18 protein-coding genes are annotated in these 17,478 nt (G+C 53.6%); 13 read left to right on the top strand and 5 right to left on the bottom strand.

Annotation, left to right across the window (positions count from 1 at the left end):
- Positions 1 to 25: 25 nt before the first annotated feature.
- On the bottom strand, positions 26 to 529 hold the full coding sequence (locus LJN55_RS20625) for a type IV secretion protein Rhs (protein WP_227535171.1): 504 nt from the start codon (positions 527 to 529) through the stop codon (positions 26 to 28).
- A 425-nt stretch (positions 530 to 954) separates the two neighbouring features.
- Here LJN55_RS20625 and LJN55_RS20620 point away from each other — a divergent pair, with 425 nt between their 5' ends.
- Entirely contained in the window at positions 955 to 2,520 is a 1,566-nt protein-coding gene (locus LJN55_RS20620; protein ID WP_133842526.1) for a methyl-accepting chemotaxis protein, read from the top strand.
- A 110-nt stretch (positions 2,521 to 2,630) separates the two neighbouring features.
- Here LJN55_RS20620 and fbp read toward each other — a convergent pair whose 3' ends face one another.
- The gene (gene fbp / locus LJN55_RS20615; protein ID WP_133842525.1) at positions 2,631 to 3,629 is read right to left on the bottom strand and encodes a class 1 fructose-bisphosphatase; all 999 of its coding nucleotides are present in this window, start codon (positions 3,627 to 3,629) and stop codon (positions 2,631 to 2,633) included.
- Between the two features lie 167 nt (positions 3,630 to 3,796).
- Between fbp and mpl the strand changes: the two genes are divergently transcribed.
- The gene (gene mpl, locus LJN55_RS20610; RefSeq protein WP_159336810.1) at positions 3,797 to 5,149 is read left to right on the top strand and encodes a UDP-N-acetylmuramate:L-alanyl-gamma-D-glutamyl-meso-diaminopimelate ligase; all 1,353 of its coding nucleotides are present in this window, start codon (positions 3,797 to 3,799) and stop codon (positions 5,147 to 5,149) included.
- A 104-nt stretch (positions 5,150 to 5,253) separates the two neighbouring features.
- On the opposite strand, the gene yjgA is transcribed toward mpl, so the two are convergent.
- Positions 5,254 to 5,799, bottom strand: coding sequence for a ribosome biogenesis factor YjgA (yjgA, locus tag LJN55_RS20605; protein ID WP_133842523.1), 546 nt, complete (start codon positions 5,797 to 5,799; stop codon positions 5,254 to 5,256).
- 163 nt (positions 5,800 to 5,962) lie between these two features.
- Here yjgA and pmbA point away from each other — a divergent pair, with 163 nt between their 5' ends.
- The 11 genes from pmbA (at position 5,963) to LJN55_RS20550 (ending at position 16,018) form a co-directional block, all read left to right on the top strand.
- Positions 5,963 to 7,303, top strand: coding sequence for a metalloprotease PmbA (pmbA, locus tag LJN55_RS20600; protein ID WP_159336811.1), 1,341 nt, complete (start codon positions 5,963 to 5,965; stop codon positions 7,301 to 7,303).
- A 96-nt stretch (positions 7,304 to 7,399) separates the two neighbouring features.
- Entirely contained in the window at positions 7,400 to 7,783 is a 384-nt protein-coding gene (gene cybC / locus LJN55_RS20595; RefSeq protein ID WP_133842521.1) for a cytochrome b562, read from the top strand.
- A 668-nt stretch (positions 7,784 to 8,451) separates the two neighbouring features.
- Complete coding sequence (locus LJN55_RS20590) at positions 8,452 to 8,718, top strand: glycine dehydrogenase (protein ID WP_238337038.1); 267 nt, start codon at positions 8,452 to 8,454, stop codon at positions 8,716 to 8,718.
- An 84-nt stretch (positions 8,719 to 8,802) separates the two neighbouring features.
- The gene (locus LJN55_RS20585) at positions 8,803 to 9,162 is read left to right on the top strand and encodes an SFCGS family glycine-rich protein (RefSeq protein ID WP_133842519.1); all 360 of its coding nucleotides are present in this window, start codon (positions 8,803 to 8,805) and stop codon (positions 9,160 to 9,162) included.
- Complete coding sequence (locus LJN55_RS20580) at positions 9,162 to 9,461, top strand: DUF4312 family protein (protein ID WP_133842518.1); 300 nt, start codon at positions 9,162 to 9,164, stop codon at positions 9,459 to 9,461. Before LJN55_RS20585 ends, LJN55_RS20580 begins: the two co-directional genes overlap by 1 nt.
- A gap of 92 nt (positions 9,462 to 9,553) precedes the next feature.
- Positions 9,554 to 10,330, top strand: a complete 777-nt coding sequence (locus tag LJN55_RS20575; protein ID WP_133842517.1) for a DUF4311 domain-containing protein — start codon at positions 9,554 to 9,556, stop codon at positions 10,328 to 10,330.
- 7 nt (positions 10,331 to 10,337) lie between these two features.
- Positions 10,338 to 10,988 (top strand): DUF4310 family protein, encoded by a 651-nt coding sequence (locus LJN55_RS20570; protein ID WP_133842516.1) that lies wholly within the window; start codon positions 10,338 to 10,340, stop codon positions 10,986 to 10,988.
- A 44-nt stretch (positions 10,989 to 11,032) separates the two neighbouring features.
- The gene (locus LJN55_RS20565; RefSeq protein ID WP_227535170.1) at positions 11,033 to 12,166 is read left to right on the top strand and encodes an amidohydrolase/deacetylase family metallohydrolase; all 1,134 of its coding nucleotides are present in this window, start codon (positions 11,033 to 11,035) and stop codon (positions 12,164 to 12,166) included.
- Entirely contained in the window at positions 12,150 to 13,271 is a 1,122-nt protein-coding gene (locus tag LJN55_RS20560; protein ID WP_227536421.1) for a DgaE family pyridoxal phosphate-dependent ammonia lyase, read from the top strand. The genes LJN55_RS20565 and LJN55_RS20560 overlap by 17 nt, the downstream gene beginning before the upstream one ends.
- Complete coding sequence (gene dagF / locus LJN55_RS20555) at positions 13,268 to 14,008, top strand: 2-dehydro-3-deoxy-phosphogluconate aldolase (RefSeq protein ID WP_227535169.1); 741 nt, start codon at positions 13,268 to 13,270, stop codon at positions 14,006 to 14,008. Before LJN55_RS20560 ends, dagF begins: the two co-directional genes overlap by 4 nt.
- A gap of 99 nt (positions 14,009 to 14,107) precedes the next feature.
- Positions 14,108 to 16,018, top strand: coding sequence for a BglG family transcription antiterminator (locus tag LJN55_RS20550; protein ID WP_200641827.1), 1,911 nt, complete (start codon positions 14,108 to 14,110; stop codon positions 16,016 to 16,018).
- 265 nt (positions 16,019 to 16,283) lie between these two features.
- On the opposite strand, the gene dolP is transcribed toward LJN55_RS20550, so the two are convergent.
- Both dolP and diaA read right to left on the bottom strand, forming a co-directional pair.
- Positions 16,284 to 16,856: a division/outer membrane stress-associated lipid-binding lipoprotein gene (gene dolP / locus LJN55_RS20545; RefSeq protein ID WP_133842512.1), complete on the bottom strand. Its 573-nt coding sequence runs from the start codon at positions 16,854 to 16,856 to the stop codon at positions 16,284 to 16,286.
- Between the two features lie 10 nt (positions 16,857 to 16,866).
- Complete coding sequence (gene diaA, locus LJN55_RS20540; RefSeq protein ID WP_133842511.1) at positions 16,867 to 17,457, bottom strand: DnaA initiator-associating protein DiaA; 591 nt, start codon at positions 17,455 to 17,457, stop codon at positions 16,867 to 16,869.
- Positions 17,458 to 17,478 lie beyond the last annotated feature (21 nt).

Here is a 17,478-nt window from a genome sequence, read left to right as displayed (position 1 = left end):
GGCTCCACGGAAAGGCTCGCAGCGTCTATTTATACTGTTTTAGTAACTCATCATCGGATAAATCATCACTGTTAGTACAACCCCTGTTTGTTTTCCAGTAAGCACGGCCATTGAACTGCGTAAGTAGATAATAATCTGCAATAATCTGTGCCTGCTGCTCCATACCGTAAGTGCTAAGTGGCCAGCTGTCTAAAGCATATTCATACTTTGCCATCCAGCTGACCAGGCCCCGTAATTTGACCTTCATGCCGTGCTGGTACTGCCATACGTGTGACAGTTCATGGATAAAAGTATGCTGCCTTCTTATATCGGCTTTAGAAAAATCAGGGCTGTATTCATCTCGAAAGTACATTTCTCCATTGGGTGACATAGAGACTCGCTTGAGTTGCAGACCAAAAGGCAAGTAACTGCCTTTATGGATCCACACTTTCGGGTAGATGATCGTGTCGCGAAAAATTTCCTTCGCCATATTAATCTCGCCCAATGTCATCAGGCGCAGACTGCCGCCCTTAGTATCATTATCAAACATACAAATCCCTTGGTGTGTATGTGGTTATTTCCCGTGCAGCATAGCAAATGTCTGTTTTGCTAAAAATTCTACAATCTGTGATTTTCTTAGTGCGATGACATGACACTTGCCTGGAGTCTCTTTTCGCCACTGAACAAGATGAGGGCTGTCAGGGGATTAATTTGGTTTATTCATCATTGTTAAATCATTTCTCTGGTTTTACATGGATCTAATCCATCATCGTCTGTATTTTCCTTCAGGGTCATTTCCCTTCTGACGTTTGTCCACAATAAAAGCGTTGAAGCGCCCTTAATTCACGCTTACGGGTTCCCTGTGCTGGATCAATTTAATCTTTATTATGGTTAAAGCTGGGTAATGTTATTGCCGATAACATGGTCGATTTAGGGACCAGGAATGACCAGGCTTAACACTATCGGGAAATGATCATGCTTAAGAGAATCTCAATACGTACGGGTTTATTGGCGCTGCTTGCCATGATGACGCTGCTGCTTTTAGTGGTGAGTGTCATGGGCATTATCGCGATTCAAAAGGGCAATCGCTCACTGGATGTGATCAACCGCATTCAGGGCATAGAGTTGAACGCACTGTATATGAGTAACGGCAACCTATTGCGCACCCGCGCCACCGCGGCGCTGGCCATACGTAAAATGGAAATCGGCCTGCCGGACGAAGCGGAAAAAATAGCCACACGTTCCGCCAGTTACGTGGTTTTATCGCAGCAGGAGCTGAAACGATTCATTGATGCCGGAACCGTCACTGAACACGGCAGAATTCTGGCGGAAGCCGTAGTGGCAACCCATGAAGATTACCTGGTTAATGGCATCACGCCAATGATGGCGGCGCTGCAAAAACAGAGCGTGGATGATTACTACAGCGTTCTGGAAGGAAACCTCTCCGACCTTGCAGGCAAATTCTCTGGCGCAGTATCGGCTTTTGGTGCTTATGCCGACGACGTCAGCGCAACACAGATGGCGCAGGCCGCGCGTAACCAAACCATGATGACCGTTCTGATTCTGGTGAGCGGCGCGCTGACACTGCTGCTGGTGGCGCTGGCATGGATGATTTTGCGCATACTGCTCCTGAAGCCGCTGGATCAGGCTATCAGGCATCTTGAGCATGTGGCGGGTGGCGATCTGACGCAGCCCGTGCCGGAAAGCGGTGACAACGAGTTGGGCCGATTAAATGCCGCACTGGGAACGATGCAGCAGTCGCTACAGCATTCGGTTGGTCTGGTGCGCGATGCCAGTCTGCAAATCGATATCGGCAGCCGCGAACTCGCCTCGGGCAACCTCAATCTCTCCCAGCGAACTGAAGAGTCTGCGGCATCGCTGGAACAGACGGCGGCGAGCATGGAGCAGTTAACCGCCACGGTGAAGCAGAATGCAGATAACGCCCAACAGGCACATCTGCTGGCGCGTGCTGTTTCTGATACCGCCGATCGCGGGGCAGAAGTAGTGTGTTACGTGATGGAGAAAATGGGGGAAATCTCTAACAGCTCGCAGCGTATTGGCGACATTCTCGGTGTGATTGATGGCATCGCCTTCCAGACGAATATCCTGGCGCTGAACGCTTCTGTTGAAGCGGCACGCGCGGGTGAGCAGGGACGCGGTTTTGCCGTTGTCGCCACCGAGGTACGTAACCTGGCCCAGCGCAGTGCAACGGCGGCGAAGGAAATCCGTACGCTGATTAGTGAGTCGCAGATTCGCGTCAACGAAGGTTCTGATATGGCGACCAAAGCGGGTGAAACCATGGATGAAATCTCGACGGAAGTGATGCGAGTCACCACGTTGATGAAAGAGATCTCCAGCGCTTCGCAGGAACAGAGTCGCGGTATTGAACAGGTGAACCAGGCGGTGACGCAGATGGATGAAGTCGCGCAGCAGAATGCCGCGCTGGTGGAAGAAGCGGCCGCCGCAACGCAGTCGCTGGAAGAGCAGTCCCAGCAGCTGGTGCAAACCATGGCGGTATTTAAGGTCACTCAGGCGGCATAAATCGTTGGGGGTGGCCGTTTTTCTGGTCGTTTCCCCAAAAGAAAGGGCGGACCCGAAAAAGAAGGTCCGCCCCTACGCTTTGGTCAGTCGGAATCGTTAAACTTTACCGATTAGTTATCCGGGAACTCGCGCAGGAAACGTTCGGTATCATCGACCATATGGTCATTGCCGACGAAGAACGGCGAACGTTCATGCAGGCTTTCTGGCACCAGGTCCAGAATACGGTTTTTGCCGTCAGAGGCTTTACCGCCAGCCTGTTCCGCCAGAAACGCCATTGGATTGCACTCATACAGCAGGCGCAGCTTGCCTTTCGGGTGGCTGGCGGTGCTTGGGTAGAGGTAGATACCGCCTTTCAGCAGGTTACGGTGGAAATCTGCCACCAGCGAGCCGATGTAGCGTGAGGTATAAGGACGTTGGGTCGCGACATCCTCTTCCTGACAGAATTTCAGGTATTTCTTCACACCCTGCGGGAAGCGGATGTAGTTACCTTCGTTGATGGAATAGGTGTAGCCCTTTTCCGGGAAGGTCATACGTTCCGCGCTCAGGCAGAACACGCCCAGTGACGGGTCGTAGGTAAAGGCATGTACGCCACAGCCGGTGGTATAAACCAGCATGGTAGAGGAGCCATAAACGACGTAACCCGCGGCAACCTGCTGGCTGCCAGGCTGCAGGAAGTCTTCTTCGGTCACCGGCGTACCCGGAGGGGTGAGACGGCGGTAAATTGAGAAAATGGTGCCGACAGAAACGTTGACATCAATATTTGAGGAGCCGTCGAGAGGATCCATCAGTACCACGTACTTGCCGTTTTCCGCGCCTTCGAAGATCACGAACTCATCTTCTTCTTCTGACGCGATACCTGCAACAATGCCACGGGCCTTCAGTGCGGCTTTGAGTTTTTCATTGGCAAACAGATCGAGCTTCATCTGTTCTTCGCCCTGAATATTTTCAGCGCCGCTGGCACCCAGAATATCGACCAGGCCTGCTTTGTTAATATCGCGGTGGATAATCTTAGCGCCCAGTTTGATCGCGGAGATCAAAGCGGTCAGTTCACCTGTTGCGTGCGGAAAGTCGTGTTGCTTCTCGACGATAAATTCGCCTAACGTTTTCATAACACAATCCCTGAATCTGCGGTTGAGTAGCAGCTTGATTCACAAACTGCCAACGTATGCGTACGCAGTTTAGCCGATTGAACGCTAAAGAACATAGGGCAAATCCGTTTCTTCCGCACGATGGGGGCGTTACACTAAGGCCGAACATTTTACGAAACGGACCTTTTATGCGTATTCATATCCTCGGTATCTGCGGCACCTTTATGGGTGGACTGGCGATGCTGGCCCGCGCGCTCGGCCATGAAGTGACCGGCTCTGATGCTAACGTTTACCCGCCAATGAGCACGTTGTTGGAGAAGCAGGGTATTGATTTAATTCAGGGTTATGATGCTTCTCAGCTCGATCCTGCACCGGACCTGGTGATCATCGGTAACGCGATGACCCGCGGTAATCCCTGTGTGGAAGCGGTGCTGGAGCGCAATATTCCTTATCTCTCTGGCCCACAGTGGCTGCATGACTTCGTCCTGCGCGACCGCTGGGTGATTGCGGTCGCCGGAACCCACGGAAAAACCACCACAGCGGGCATGGCAGCGTGGATTTTACAGGCCTGCGGCTATGAACCCGGTTTTGTCATCGGTGGGGTGCCTGGAAATTTTGATGTTTCCGCGAATTTAGGAAAAAGCCCATTCTTTGTGATTGAGGCGGATGAGTACGACTGCGCGTTCTTCGATAAGCGCTCGAAGTTTGTTCATTACTGCCCGCGTACCCTGATTCTGAACAACCTCGAGTTCGATCATGCCGATATTTTTGACGATCTGCGTGCTATTCAGAAACAGTTTCATCATCTGGTCCGCATCGTGCCAGGCCAGGGAAAAATTATCCTGCCAGAGCATGATGCTAACCTGAAACAGGTGATCGCGATGGGCTGCTGGAGTGAACAGGAAACCGTGGGCGACACCGGCCACTGGCAGGCGAAGAAACTCTCTACGGATGCCTCACACTGGGAAGTGCTGCTGGACGGCGAGCGCGTGGCAGAAGTGAACTGGTCGCTGGTGGGGGAGCACAACATGCATAACGGCATGATGGCCATTGCCGCTGCACGTCATGTTGGCGTGAAGCCCGAAGATGCGGGGCGTGCGCTGAATGACTTTATCAATGCCCGCCGTCGTCTGGAGCTGCGTGGAGAGAGTAACGGCATTAAGGTCTACGATGACTTTGCCCATCACCCAACGGCTATCCTCGCTACGCTGGCGGCGCTGCGCGGCAAAGTCGGCGGCACTGCGCGCATTCTGGCGGTGCTGGAACCCCGTTCGAATACCATGAAAATGGGCATCAGCAAGGACGATTTAGCCCCGGCGCTGGGGCGTGCTGATGAAGTGTTCCTTTATCAGCCGCACCACATTCCGTGGCAGGTTGCCGAAGTGGCCGAGGCCTGCATTCAGCCGGCGCAGTGGAGTGCGGATCTCGATACACTGATAGAAATGATCGCCAAAAAGGCCCAGCCGGGCGATACCATCCTGGTCATGAGTAATGGCGGTTTTGGTGGGATTCATCAGAAATTGTTAGATCGATTGGCGTAATATGCATTGGGCGAGGCATGCCTCGCCCTACGCGCCTGTGGTGGGCATGCCTATGCCTTTGCGTAGGGGTCGGGCACGCCCGACCTGATACTCACAGCAATACGTTACGACGCTTCGGCCAGCTCACGCAGATACTGGAAGATCTGGCGATAAGCTTTCGGCGGTTTGTTGGTCGCTTTCTCTTTCTGCGCGTTACGGATCATCGCACGCAGCTGCTGGCGGTCGGCATGAGGATAGAGGTTCAGCACCTCTGGCACCGCATCATCACCTTGCTCCACCAGACGGTCACGCAGCACTTCCAGTTTATGGAACAGTGCGACCTGCTGGTTGTGGCGGTTCTTCAGCTTATCCAGTGCCGTACGGATCGGCTCTTCATCACGTGAACGCAGCATTTTACCGATCAGCTGCATCTGGCGGCGGCGGCCTTCTTTCTTAATCTTCTGTGCCAGTTCAATGGCGGCACGCAGATCTTCATCCAGTGGGATTTTGTCCAGGGAGTTTTTCCCCAGTTCCACCAGTTCAGCGCCAAGGCGTTTTAGCTCCTCGGCATCACGTTTAATCTCACTTTTACTGACCCAGATAATCTCATCATCTTCTTCTTCTTCGTTATCTGGTACATCATCGAGCCAGTCGTCGGGCTGCTTGGTCATTGGTACGGCTCCTGAAAAAGAGGCTAATGCTATCAGGTTACGAGGCTACTGCGAAATTGTTCTCTGAGTCTGTTAGACTCAAATGAAGCCTTATCACCCTGGTGTGGTTATGCCAGCGCGGTAAGCCACCGAAAAATCGCACTATTAATTATATGGCAGGTCGATGAAATTACTCTCCCAAGTTGCAGAACAGCGTAAAACCCTGGAACAGGCGATAGCGACAGCACTCGAACTGGCAAAGGCCAGCAGCGACGGAGCAGAAGTCGCGGTAACCAAAACCACCGGCATCAGCGTGAGTACGCGCTATGGCGAAGTGGAAAATGTTGAATTCAACAGCGATGGTGCCCTGGGCATCACTGTTTATCATCAGAATCGTAAAGGCAGCGCCTCTTCAACTGACCTCAGCCCGGACGCGATAAAGCGCACCGTGCAGGCCGCGCTGGACATTGCCCGCTACACCTCTCCCGATCCTTACGCGGGTGTGGCCGACCGTGAGCTACTGGCCTTTGATGCGCCGGATCTCGATCTGTTTCACCCTGCTGAGATCGATGCCGATCGCGCTATCGAACTGGCGGCTCGCGCCGAGCAGGCCTCACTGAAAGCAGATAAGCGTATTACCAACACCGAAGGCGGCAGCTTTAACAGCCACGTCGGGATTAAAGTGTTCGGTAACAGCCACGGGATGCTGCAGGGCTATTGCTCCAGCCGCCATTCGCTTTCCAGCTGTGTGATCGCGGAAGAAAACGGGGATATGGAGCGCGATTACGCTTACACCATTGGTCGTGCCATTGAAGACCTGAAGTCACCGGAAGCCGTGGGCGAAGAGTGTGCCCGTCGCACCCTGTCACGTCTTTCTCCACGCAAGCTGTCGACAATGAAAGCGCCGGTGATGTTTGCTGCCGAAGTCGCAACAGGCTTATTCGGTCATCTGGTAGGCGCGATCAGCGGTGGCAGTGTTTATCGTAAATCGACGTTCCTGCTTGATTCCCTGGGTGAGCAAATCCTGCCGGAGTGGCTGACCATTGAAGAACATCCACATCTGCTGAAAGGCCTGGCCTCTACGCCGTTTGATAGCGAAGGTATCCGTACCCAGCGCCGCGACATTATCAAAGAGGGTGTGTTGCAGAACTGGCTGCTGACCAGCTACTCCGCCCGCAAACTGGGGCTGCAAAGTACCGGACATGCTGGTGGTATTCATAACTGGCGCATCGCCGGACAGGGCCACAGCTTCGACGCAATGCTAAAACAGCTCGGCACCGGGCTGTTGGTGACCGAGCTGATGGGGCAGGGCGTGAGTGGTATCACGGGGGATTACTCTCGCGGAGCATCGGGTTTCTGGGTGGAAAATGGCGTGATCCAGTATCCGGTCAGTGAAATTACCATTGCCGGTAACCTGAAAGACATGTGGCGCAATATGGTCAGCATCGGTAGCGACATTGAAACGCGTAGCAATATCCAGTGTGGATCCGTTCTGTTACCAGAAATGAAGATCGCAGGGCAGTAATTTACAGATTTACGCGTATGCTGAAAAGGCGGCTGTGAAAACAGCCGCCTTTTTTAATGCCTGAATGATACCCATTTATAAAAAATAGGATCTGAGATGCGTAAGTTATTGATTGCAATGTTGAGTACGACCCTGATGTTAAGTGCCTCGGTGATGGCACAGGACCTGGAAGGCGATATGGATATCCTGAAAGGCGCTTATCGCACGGTACAAAAGACCGATGATAAGGCGGAAATGGTCAGAGCATTAACCGATATGCGTGCTGCCGCTGAGAATGCGAAAACTCAGACGCCGGATAAGTTAAAAGGCCAGGCGGCCGACAGTGCTGGAATGAAAGATTATCGTGCAGAACTGGACACACTGATTGGCCAGATTGATACCAGTCTGAAACTGGCAAACGGCGGTGATCTGGCAGGCGCAAAGGAAGAAGCGAAGACATTCTCCGCTACCCGAGATGCCGGTCATAAGAAGTTTCGTTGATCACACAACCCTGATCAAAAACGTTTAGCTTGAACCTGAGAGGCGATGAATAAACCCATCGCCTTTTTTCGTAAAATAGCTGAGTGAAAACACTGTAGATAATGAGAATATCTCGCGATTTTTTCTTGTTCAGAATCTTTCTCTGACTTCCCTTGTCAGGCAGATAAACGCGAGAGTTTTCACCATGAAAAGTGATCTATAATATTTTCGATTATTAATACCCTGATAATTGAGTTGCGAAAAACTGGTAAACCCGCAAATCCCGGGAACATAAAAATTTATGTGGTAGGGAGGCGCGGGTGTTATCTTTTTTATTCTCCGCCTGGTATTTCGTCATAAGTTTTACTTTTATTTCTGTGATTATTGATATGTTTTTCCCCGTATATATCCCTTTGCCTGCGTTTATTAAGCAGGTAACGCTGTTTTTTGTGATTCACATCTCAATTTAACGGTGTTCGTGCACGTTTCAACGTTTTTGCGACATCAATCCGGCGTCATCTGTTTATTTCCGTTTCAATGTGGAAAAAGTCGTTCTACACAGAAAGGTAACGTAGAGGTAATTTATTCCCATCGTTAATTAAGAGGGGACGAACGTGAGTAATGGAATAGCGCCAGTGAACGCGGTAACAGAACAGGATAATGAAATTCAGTCGCTGGCTGCGCGGGTGATGACACAAATTACCGAACTTTTTGCCGCCCGAAATATTCAACCTAATCCTGTTCAGCAGCAGATGCTCACCTCCCATGTGCGTGCGATGGCACTGCGTTCTCTCACCGGAGAAGCGCTGCCAGAAGTGGAAGAAGAACTGTTTGAGGATATCTCGCCAGAGTCAATGACGCTGGCACAGCAGGTTGTTGATTTGTTCGGTAACCTGCCGAAAGAAGAGGCCTGGCTACTCTCCGTTCATTTCGAAGTAGCCAAAGAAAACGAATAAACCTGGGGTCGGACATGCCGACCCCTACGACAATCCGTAGGGGCGGGGCATGCCCCGCCCGTTGCAACCAATAAGGAATACAACATGTCTCAAATTATCGTCGTGATTGGCGACCGTTTAGGTAAAGGCCAGAAAGTCGCTGCCGGAATCGAAAAAGCCGGCGGCAAAGCGATTGTAGTACCGGGTGTTGCGGCAGACATGAAGTTGGGTGATGTCATGAAGGCGGAAAACGCCACTTTCGGCATCTCCTTCTGTGGCAGCGGCGGCGCGGGTGCCATCACTGCTCAGAATAAATATGGCTACAAAGCTAAGCATGGAATGCGCTCCATTGATGAAGGTGTGACCGCCATCAACGAAGGTGCCACGGTACTCGGCTTCGGCTTTATGGATAAAGAAGAGTTGGGTGAGCGTCTGGTGCTGGCGTGGCAGAAGAAGCACGGCTGATGAAAGAGCAATTCACCACCACGGTGAGCGTTAGCGGTAAGGGCGACAGCAAAGGAAAAGCCTTTGCCGATGCCCTTAGCCGGGTACAAAACACAGTACTGAAATCCACCAGCAAAATTCTTCTGCGTATTGAGCCGGTGGATGTGAAGGTGCTGCAGGCCAGTGTTCGCACCAAAACGGAAAAGTTTCTGTTCTTCTTTCTGGCGCGTGAACGGCGGCTCTACAGCGTCGATCTGGAGATCACCGTCAACGTGGTGGTGGTGGATACAGACAACGTGGATTTCATCGTTTCCCACTAAAAAAACATCAGGGCGCATACACCTCCACGCATTCAGATGCGGTAGTCCGTCTACCGCCTGAGGCGAAGGGGTTATAACAAAAGGAAAGACCGATGTTCCTCATTATCTTATTTAAGTCATTGATTATCGGCGGACTTGTCGGTGTTGGTGTGGGCGCAGGCGCAGCACGCATGTTTCATGCCCCGACCACACAGGGCATGGGCGCTTTTCGTACATTGGGCGAACTGAACTCCTGTGAGGGCGATCCTGCCTCCCACTTCTCTTTCGGCCTCGGCTTCTTCTTTAATGCCTGGGCATCGTCTGTGGCGGCGGGTTCTTTTACTCAGGACGTTGACCACCGCATTATCCCTAACTGGGGGGCCGCGGCACTGATGGTCAAGAACCGCAACGTGGCAGACACCCTGCACAACCCGAAGAAAATGGCGATCGCCTGCGGCATCATCGGCATGATCGTGGTGGCGTTCCTGAACTCAACGGCGTCAGCAGTACCGGCAGCCTTGCAGGTGACGGCAGTGAAGGTGCTGGTACCTGCGGCTAACCTGCTGGTCAATACGGTCATGCCCGTGATCTTCTGGCTGGCGGCCATTGATGCCGGTAAAAAGTCCGGTTTCTGGGCCACCATTTTTGGTGGACTGGCGCAGCTAATCATGGGGAATGCGGTACCGGGCCTGGTACTGGGCATCCTGATTGGCAAAGGGGTTGAAGAAGCGGGCTGGAACCGTGTGACCAAGGTGATGATGATGGCCATCGTCCTGCTGTTCGTGCTAAGCGGGTTCTTCCGCGGCTTTGATATGAAGCTGCTGGAGTCCTTCCATCTGGGTGTGCCTGGCTGGCTGGATATGATCCACAACTCCCTGAGCGGTAAATAAGAGGACGATGGTAATGGAAAATACAAAAAGTGGTTTCTGGTATGCCGACTGGTCGTTTCCGATCTTTGTCGGGCTGCTCTCTTCTGGTGTGTTCGCCGGTACGCATATGTATTACGTCTACGGGCTGGGTGCTTTCAACGAAGTGGCCTTCGTCTCCATGCTGCGTGCGGGAATGGAAACTGGCGTTTACGGTGCGGTAGCGGCCTTCGGTGCCAGCTTCCTGTTTGCACGCATTATTGAAGGATCGCTGGTGGGGATCCTCGATATTGGTGGCGCGATCCAGACCGGGATCGGCCTGGGCGTGCCTGCGCTGCTGCTGGGGGCCGGGTTTATCTTCCCGGTAGCAAACTTTGCCGCCTCGCTGGTAACCGGCCTGGCGCTGGGCCTGGCAGTGGGATACCTGATTATTCTCGCGCGTAAATTTACCATCAACAACAGCGACTCGACCTACGGCGCTGACGTGATGATGGGCGCGGGCAACACCTCTGGCCGCTTCCTCGGTCCGTTAATTATCTTGTCTGCGATGGCGGCATCGATTCCCATTGGGCTGGGTGCGCTGGTGGGATCGTTGCTGTTCTACCTGTGGAACAAGCCGATTACCGGTGGCGCAATCCTGGGGGCGATGGCGCTGGGAGCGATCTTCCCGGTCGCGCTGTAACTAACCCGCGTGGCGGCGGGATGTCGCCACGCTGAGGAGTCTGCATGTTTGATCTGATTATTCGGCGGGGCCGTCTCAGCGATGGCACCCTCAGTGATGTCGCCATTCACGACGGCAAAATTGCAGCCGTTGGCCTGGTCGCAGGTCCGGCGAAACGTGAGTGGGATTTTGCCGGGCGTTACTGGCTGAGTGCGGGCTGGATTGACTCGCACGTTCACTGCTACCCAAAATCGCCGATTTACCATGATGAAGCCGATCGCATTGGTGTGGACACGGGCGTCACGACGGTGGTGGATGCGGGCAGTACCGGCGCAGATGATATCGATGATTTCTATCAACTCACCCGCAGCGCCAGCACCCGTGTTTATGCGCTGCTCAACATCGCCCGTAGTGGCATTCTGACGCAGAATGAACTGGCGGATATGGCGCGTATTGACGGGCCTGCGGTACGCGCAGCGGTACAGCGTCTGCCGGGTTTTATCCTGGGTTTGAAAGCCCGTATCAGCAGCAGTGTGGTGGAACAAAATGGTATCAAGCCGCTGGAACGTGCCAAAGCGATGCAGCAGGAGAACGGCCAACTGCCGCTCATGGTCCATATCGGTAACAACCCGCCGAACCTCGATGATATCGCCGATTTGTTGACCTCCGGCGACATGATTACCCACTGCTATAACGGCAAACCGAATCGTATTCTTACGGCGGAAGGGCAGCTTCGCGCGTCGATTACCCGTGCGTTGCAGCGCGGTGTGCGGCTGGATGTTGGGCATGGCTCTGCCAGCTTCAGTTTTGAGGTGGCACAGGTCGCCATCGGCCAGGGCATTTTACCGCACACCATCAGCTCGGATATCTACTGCCGCAACCGCCTTAACGGTCCGGTGTATTCCCTCGCGCATGTGATGTCCAAATTCTTAAACATCGGTATGACGCTGACACAGGTAATTGATTGTGTCACCTGCCATGCCGCCGATGGGCTGCGGCTCAATGGAAAAGGACTTCTGGTGCCGGGACTGGATGCCGATCTGACCATTTTTGACGTGAAACAGGAAACCTGCCTGTTCAGTGATTCTGACGGACAAACCCTGTCTGGCGAAACACACCTGGTGCCGCTGGCTGCTGTGGTGAGCGGGCAGGCATTCGTGACTAACGAAGGGAAAAAACGTGATGATTTCAGTGTATGAAAAATATGGCTTAAAGCAGGTGATTAACGCCTCTGGCCGCATGACCATTCTCGGTGTGTCGACCCCGAGCGCGGATGTGGTGGAGACGGTAAATTATGGTCTGAAGCACTACTTCGAAATGAAAGATCTGGTCAACAAAACCGGTGCTTACATTGCCGGCCTGTTGGGTTGTGAAGCGGCAGTTGTGGTCTCCTGCGCGTCAGCGGGTATTGCGCAATCTGTGGCGGCGGTGATCGTGAAAGATAACGACTGGCTGTTGGAAAACCTCCATGCCGCGCCGCTGACCGTGCCGCATGACATCGTGCTGCCAAAGGGCCATAACGTGAACTTCGGCGCGCCCGTGGGCACGATGGTCACACTGGGAGGTGGCCGCCTTGTGGAAGCAGGCTACGCCAACGAATGTTCGCCTGAACAGCTCTCGGCGGCCATCACGCCGCAAACAGCCGCCATTCTCTACATCAAATCGCACCACAGCGTGCAGAAAAGCCATCTCAGCGTCGAACAGGCGGCGGTAGTGGCCCGGAAACACGGCGTTCCACTGATCGTGGATGCTGCTGCCGAAGAAGACTTGCAGGCATATTACGCACTGGGGGCAGACCTGGTGATCTACAGCGGCGCCAAAGCGATTGAAGGGCCTACCAGCGGGCTGGTAACAGGAAAAACGCAGTACGTCGAATGGGTAAAACGTCAGTCGCAGGGCATTGGTCGCGCGATGAAAGTCGGCAAAGAGGGCATCCTGGGACTGACTCAGGCGATTGAAAATTTCCAGCGTCTGGAGAAAGTAACAGGGGCGCAGATGGTAGAAAAAATGACGCCATTTATCGACAACCTGAATCAGCTGTCCGGAATTCAGGCTCGCGTGGTGTGGGATGCGGCCGGGCGTGATATTGCCCGTGCTGAGATTCATTTTGACGAAGCGACTATCGGGCGTACTACGGGCGAAGTGGTCCAGGCACTTAAAACCGGCGATATCGCCATCTATTTCCGTGGCTACAAAGCCAACGAAGGGATTGTTGAAGTAGACGTGCGCAGCGTGTCTGCGGATCAGCTGCACACCATTTTTGTCTGTATTCAGACGCTGTTAACCAGGGAGAAACGCGCATGACGCTAACACCAAAATTTTACCGTGACCGGGTATGCCTGAATGTACTGGCCGGATCAAAACAGAACGCCCGTGATATCTGGCTGGCGGCCGAAGGCTATGTACTGGTAGGCGTGTTGTCGAAAAACTATCTTGATGTCGCGACCGCCGTGGCGGACATGCGTGAGTATGCCGCACTGATCGATAATGCGCTGTCCGTTGGGCTGGGCGCGGGCGATCCGAATCAGTCGCTGATGGTGAGCGCCATCTCCGCTGAGGTGCAGCCACAGCATGTTAATCAAGTCTTTACCGGCGTTGGCACTACCCGCGCGCTGCTGGGACAGTCGCAGACCGTGGTGAACGCCGTAGTGTCGCCAACCGGCCAACCCGGAAAAGTGAAAATCTCTACCGGGCCACTGAGTTCACAGAGGGTAGACGGAATCATCCCGGTCGCCTCCGCGATTGCTATGCTGAAGGATATGGGCGGAAGCTCAGTGAAGTTTTTCCCGATGGGCGGACTGAAAGCTATCGACGAGTTTAAAGCAGTGGCAGAAGCCTGTGCAGACCAGGATTTCTGGCTGGAACCGACAGGCGGTATTGATCTGGACAACTATGAGACGATTTTGCGCGTCGCGCTGGATGCAGGCGTCAGCAAAATTATTCCGCATATCTACAGCTCCATTATTGATAGCCCCTCCGGGCTGACCCGCCCGGAAGATGTGGCAACACTGCTGGCATTAACCAAAAAGTTAGTGGATTAATCTCGTCCTGACACCCCGGCCTGTTCCGGGGTGTGCTATTTTTTCGTCGAAAAATAAGTTAATTTTCCTTTTGGTGATCAGCTTAAAAGTGGTGCCCCCGTGAGATTCCCTAACCAACGACTGGCTCAGTTGTTTGATTTGCTGCAAAACGAAACGCTGCCGCAGGATGAGCTGGCGCGACGTTTCGCTGTCTCGACACGCACGGTGCGTACCGATATTCATGTCCTCAATGAACTGCTGGCCGATCACGGTGCCAGCCTGGTGCTGAATCGTGGTGCGGGTTATCGGCTGAAAATTGAGGATCTGCCGCGTTATACTGCGTTGCTACAGCAGTCACCTTCCCATCTGCGCGTCCCGCGCACGTCGTCGGAACGCGTGCACTACCTGCTTACCCGCTTTCTCACGTCGGCGTTTTCCCTGAAACTGGAAGACCTGGCAGACGAGTGGTTTGTCAGCCGCACCACGTTGCAAAGTGATATGGCTGAAGTCAGGGAGTGGCTGGCGCGCTATCAGTTGGCGATTGAAACCAAGCCACGCTACGGCATGAAGCTGTTCGGGACAGAGGTAGCGATGCGCACCTGCCTCACGGACCTGCTGTATCAGATTGCACAGGAAGACATCGACAGCCCGCTGTTAAGGCTGGAGGCGTTGAACCGCGGTATGCTTGATACACTGCAACCGCTGCTGCAACAGTGCCTGTCGCGCTTTACGATCCGTCTGACCGATGAGGGGGAGTTTTATCTGCGCCTTTACTGTGCCGTGGCGGTGCGTCGCATTGGCGAAGGCTATCCGCTGACCGATTTCACGGCGGAGGATGTTGATGATGACGTACGTGACGCGGCGCGCCATATCGTGAACCTGATGAGGCCGATGACGGGTAAAGCCATCTCTCCGGCGGAAGAGGCTTACCTGCGGGTAAATATCGCTGCCCGCCGGGTAGAGGACAGCGTGGCCAGCGTGATCAGCCCGGATGACGGCGACTCGCTGGTGGACTACATCCTCAGCTACATCAACACGCATTACAATTTTAACCTGCAAAACGATCCGCAGCTCCATGCCGACCTGCTGACGCACATTAAAACGATGATCACCCGCGTGCGTTACCAGATCCAGATCCCTAACCCGTTGCTATCAAATATCAAACAGCACTATCCGATGGCCTGGGATGTGACGCTGGCGGCGGTCTCCAGCTGGGGTAAATACTCGCCTTACACCATCAGTGAAAATGAGATCGGTTTCCTGGTGCTGCATATTGGTGTCGGGCTGGAGCGCCACTACAACGTGGGCTATCAGCGCCATCCGCAGATCTTGCTGGTGTGCGATACTGGCAACTCCACCGTGCGCATGATCGAAGCCATGCTGCTGCGGAAATATCCACAAATTGTTGTGAGTAACATCCTCTCTCTGCGTGAATACGAACTGAAAGAGAACGTGGAGGAAGACTTTGTGATCTCCACAGTACGTCTTAGTGATAAAGATAAGCCGGTGGTGGTGATGTCACCGTTTCCTACCGATTATCAGCTTGAGCAGATCGGCAAGCTGGTGCTGCTCGATCGCACCCGGCCTTATATGCTGGAGCGTTTCTTTGATGCCAGCCACTTCCTGATTCTCGATCGCCCGATGGATCGTTCTGCGTTGTTCCGCCAGCTATGCGATCGGCTGGAAGAAGAAGGGAGGGTGGATGAAGCGTTTTACCCTTCGGTGGAGGAACGTGAGGCGATTGTCAGCACCATGCTGGGTGAGGGGATTGCGTTGCCGCACTCGCTTGGATTGCTGGCGAAGAAAACCTGCGTCTACACGGTGCTTGCACCTGAGGGCATTGCCTGGGGCGATGAAACCGCCTACGTGATTTTCCTGCTGGCGATCAGCAAAACAGAGTATGAAGAGGCGATGGCCATTTACGACCTGTTTGTGACTTTTATGCGCGAGCGGGCGATGACACGACTTCGGGATAGCAAAGACTTTGCCAGTTTTAAAGCGGTAGCGATGGACTGCTTAAGCAGGTTGTAATGCGGTGGGAGCGGGTCGGGCATGCCCGCCCCCTACGAATATCAACGTGGATGGCGCAGGCCTTGTGGCGACCTCTACGAATACCAACGCTGATGGTACTGGTTTTGTGGCGACCTCTACGAATACCAACGCGGATGGTGCTGGTTTTGTGGCGCCCCCTACGAATATCAACGCGGATGGTGCTGGTTTTGTGGCGACCATTAAGAATACCAACGCGGATTACTGTTTAGTAGGGGTCAGGCATGCCTGACCCTTTCCAGCATGCTTATTTCAGAATTGTAAACGCGGTGGTGACGTGGGTCACGCCGCTCACCCGGCTGGCGATATCTGCTGCCGCTTTTGCTTCCGAATCGGTCACCAGACCCAGCAGGAACACTTCGCCGTTCTCGGTAGTCACTTTCACGTTTGAGGATTTCACCTGATCGCTACCCAGCAACTGGGAGCGCACTTTGGTGGTGATCCAGGTATCTGAAGATGCCGTGCCAAAGCTCACCTTGCTACCGGTGCGGATCTCGTTATACACCTCGGTTGCACCATCAACACCGACGGCGATCTGTTTCGCGCGTGATGCCAGGTCGCTGCTCGGTGCCTGACCCGTCAGCAGCACTTTGCCCTGATAGGCGGTGGCAACGATGTGGGTGTTTTGTTTAATCTGTTCGTCTTTGGATAACGCGTTGGTCACACGAAGTTCTAAGGTGCCATCATCCACCTGAGTTCCTACGGAACGGGGATCGGTTGCACCTTTCGTGGCGACCGCCGCAGTGCCGACAACCGCAGCCACACAGCCCTGTAACATCAACGCGGTAAGGATAACTGCACATGCAGATAATGCCTTCATTTAAGCTCCTTTAAACATCCTGGTGGGGAAACAAAGTGTTATCTATTAAATCGCACAGACAATTCACGGTTAACATATGCATTTCCTGAATTCTCGCGCTGCGATGCGAGGGGATACGAATCTCCACATCCTGTGGTCCCAGCAGACCGGCGAGTTCACCGCCGTCGTAGCCGGTCAGCGCAATAATCGTCATATCACGCGTGACCGCTGCCTCTACGGCTTTGACAATATCACGGCTGTTGCCGCGGGTTGATATGGCCAACAAAATATCACCAGCGTGGCCCAACGCGCGCACCTGCTTCGCATAAATCTCTTCGTGCAGGCGATCATTACCAATCGCTGTCAGCAGCACATTATCAGCGCTAAGGGCGATGGCAGGCAGGCTCGGACGCTCAGTTTCAAAACGGTTGATCATGCTGGCAGCAAAATGCTGGGCATTGGCGCTGGAGGTTCCGTTGCCACAGCTCAGGATTTTGTTGCCATTCAGCAGCGACTGCACCATGGTCATCGCCGCGCGTGCTATGGCATCCGGCAGCGCTTCTGCCGCTGCGATTTGCGTTTGAATACTTTCGGTAAAACAGACTTTAATTCTTTCCAGCACGTCATTCACCTGGTTAGTTTA

Origin of the sequence: Erwinia rhapontici (genome assembly GCF_020683125.1) — a bacterium.
Lineage (GTDB): Bacteria > Pseudomonadota > Gammaproteobacteria > Enterobacterales > Enterobacteriaceae > Erwinia > Erwinia rhapontici.
The sequence above is the reverse complement of the archived record's forward strand: the minus strand, read 5'-3'. Positions and strand labels throughout refer to the sequence as shown.

Excerpts from the sequence above, each read along its gene's own strand:
- mpl (WP_159336810.1), top strand. The coding sequence starts at position 3,797 with ATGCGTATTCATATCCTCGGTATCTGCGGCACCTTTATGGGTGGACTG.
- LJN55_RS20590 (WP_238337038.1), top strand. The coding sequence starts at position 8,452 with ATGACACAAATTACCGAACTTTTTGCCGCCCGAAATATTCAACCTAAT.
- LJN55_RS20585 (WP_133842519.1), top strand. The coding sequence starts at position 8,803 with ATGTCTCAAATTATCGTCGTGATTGGCGACCGTTTAGGTAAAGGCCAG.
- LJN55_RS20625 (WP_227535171.1), bottom strand. The coding sequence starts at position 529 with ATGTTTGATAATGATACTAAGGGCGGCAGTCTGCGCCTGATGACATTG.
- fbp (WP_133842525.1), bottom strand. The coding sequence starts at position 3,629 with ATGAAAACGTTAGGCGAATTTATCGTCGAGAAGCAACACGACTTTCCG.
- pmbA (WP_159336811.1), top strand. The coding sequence starts at position 5,963 with ATGAAATTACTCTCCCAAGTTGCAGAACAGCGTAAAACCCTGGAACAG.
- LJN55_RS20570 (WP_133842516.1), top strand. The coding sequence starts at position 10,338 with ATGGTAATGGAAAATACAAAAAGTGGTTTCTGGTATGCCGACTGGTCG.
- dagF (WP_227535169.1), top strand. The coding sequence starts at position 13,268 with ATGACGCTAACACCAAAATTTTACCGTGACCGGGTATGCCTGAATGTA.
- LJN55_RS20565 (WP_227535170.1), top strand. The coding sequence starts at position 11,033 with ATGTTTGATCTGATTATTCGGCGGGGCCGTCTCAGCGATGGCACCCTC.
- LJN55_RS20560 (WP_227536421.1), top strand. The coding sequence starts at position 12,150 with ATGATTTCAGTGTATGAAAAATATGGCTTAAAGCAGGTGATTAACGCC.
- LJN55_RS20620 (WP_133842526.1), top strand. The coding sequence starts at position 955 with ATGCTTAAGAGAATCTCAATACGTACGGGTTTATTGGCGCTGCTTGCC.
- dolP (WP_133842512.1), bottom strand. The coding sequence starts at position 16,856 with ATGAAGGCATTATCTGCATGTGCAGTTATCCTTACCGCGTTGATGTTA.
- cybC (WP_133842521.1), top strand. The coding sequence starts at position 7,400 with ATGCGTAAGTTATTGATTGCAATGTTGAGTACGACCCTGATGTTAAGT.
- yjgA (WP_133842523.1), bottom strand. The coding sequence starts at position 5,799 with ATGACCAAGCAGCCCGACGACTGGCTCGATGATGTACCAGATAACGAA.
- LJN55_RS20575 (WP_133842517.1), top strand. The coding sequence starts at position 9,554 with ATGTTCCTCATTATCTTATTTAAGTCATTGATTATCGGCGGACTTGTC.
- LJN55_RS20580 (WP_133842518.1), top strand. The coding sequence starts at position 9,162 with ATGAAAGAGCAATTCACCACCACGGTGAGCGTTAGCGGTAAGGGCGAC.